The organism is Streptomyces sp. NPDC096040 (assembly GCF_040303265.1).
In the GTDB taxonomy this organism is placed as follows: domain Bacteria; phylum Actinomycetota; class Actinomycetes; order Streptomycetales; family Streptomycetaceae; genus Streptomyces.
Window position 1 is genome coordinate 1 of sequence record NZ_JBEOTA010000096.1, and the last position, 1,601, is coordinate 1,601.

Here is a 1,601-nt window from a genome sequence, read left to right on the forward strand (position 1 = left end):
TGAGACCTGATGCCGAGCCGATTGTGGTGAAGTGGATGATCCTATGCTGTCGAGAAAAGCCTCTAGCGAGTTTCATGGCGGCCCGTACCCTAAACCGACTCAGGTGGTCAGGTAGAGAATACCGAGGCGTTCGGGTGAACTATGGTTAAGGAACTCGGCAAAATGCCCCCGTAACTTCGGGAGAAGGGGGGCCACACCTGGTGATGATCTTTACGGTCTGAGCTGGGGGTGGCCGCAGAGACCAGCGAGAAGCGACTGTTTACTAAAAACACAGGTCCGTGCGAAGCCGTAAGGCGATGTATACGGACTGACGCCTGCCCGGTGCTGGAACGTTAAGGGGACCGGTTAGTCACATTTCGGTGTGGCGAAGCTGAGAACTTAAGCGCCAGTAAACGGCGGTGGTAACTATAACCATCCTAAGGTAGCGAAATTCCTTGTCGGGTAAGTTCCGACCTGCACGAATGGCGTAACGACTTCTCGACTGTCTCAACCATAGGCCCGGTGAAATTGCACTACGAGTAAAGATGCTCGTTTCGCGCAGCAGGACGGAAAGACCCCGGGACCTTTACTACAGTTTGATATTGGTGTTCGGTTCGGCTTGTGTAGGATAGCTGGGAGACTGTGAAGCGGCCACGCCAGTGGTTGTGGAGTCGTCGTTGAAATACCAGTCTGGTCGTGCTGGATGTCTAACCTGGGTCCGTGATCCGGATCAGGGACAGTGTCTGATGGGTAGTTTAACTGGGGCGGTTGCCTCCTAAAGGGTAACGGAGGCGCCCAAAGGTTCCCTCAGCCTGGTTGGTAATCAGGTGTTGAGTGTAAGTGCACAAGGGAGCTTGACTGTGAGACCGACGGGTCGAGCAGGGACGAAAGTCGGGACTAGTGATCCGGCGGTGGCTTGTGGAAGCGCCGTCGCTCAACGGATAAAAGGTACCCCGGGGATAACAGGCTGATCTTCCCCAAGAGTCCATATCGACGGGATGGTTTGGCACCTCGATGTCGGCTCGTCGCATCCTGGGGCTGGAGTCGGTCCCAAGGGTTGGGCTGTTCGCCCATTAAAGCGGTACGCGAGCTGGGTTTAGAACGTCGTGAGACAGTTCGGTCCCTATCCGCTGCGCGCGCAGGAATATTGAGAAGGGCTGTCCCTAGTACGAGAGGACCGGGACGGACGAACCTCTGGTGTGCCAGTTGTTCTGCCAAGGGCATGGCTGGTTGGCTACGTTCGGGAGGGATAACCGCTGAAAGCATCTAAGCGGGAAGCCTGCTTCGAGATGAGTATTCCCACCCACTTGATGGGGTAAGGCTCCCAGTAGACGACTGGGTTGATAGGCCGGATCTGGAAGCACCGTGAGGTGTGGAGGTGACCGGTACTAATAGGCCGAGGGCTTGTCCTCAGTTGCTCGCGTCCACTGTGTTGGTTCTGAAACCACGAACAGCCCCATGTCCTGGGCCACAGGGTGTGGTGCGGCAGTTCAGTTTCATAGTGTTTCGGTGGTCATAGCGTGAGGGAAACGCCCGGTTACATTCCGAACCCGGAAGCTAAGCCTTACAGCGCCGATGGTACTGCAGGGGGGACCCTGTGGGAGAGTAGGACACCGCCGAAC

General features: G+C 56.5%; 2 rRNA genes. Both read left to right on the forward strand.

From position 1 onward, the window contains the following. Nucleotides 1-1,391: ribosomal RNA gene (locus tag ABTY98_RS42140) — 23S ribosomal RNA — on the forward strand; the annotation flags it as partial. Nucleotides 1,392-1,484: 93 nt separating this feature from the next. Beyond that, nucleotides 1,485-1,601: ribosomal RNA gene (rrf, locus tag ABTY98_RS42145) — 5S ribosomal RNA — on the forward strand.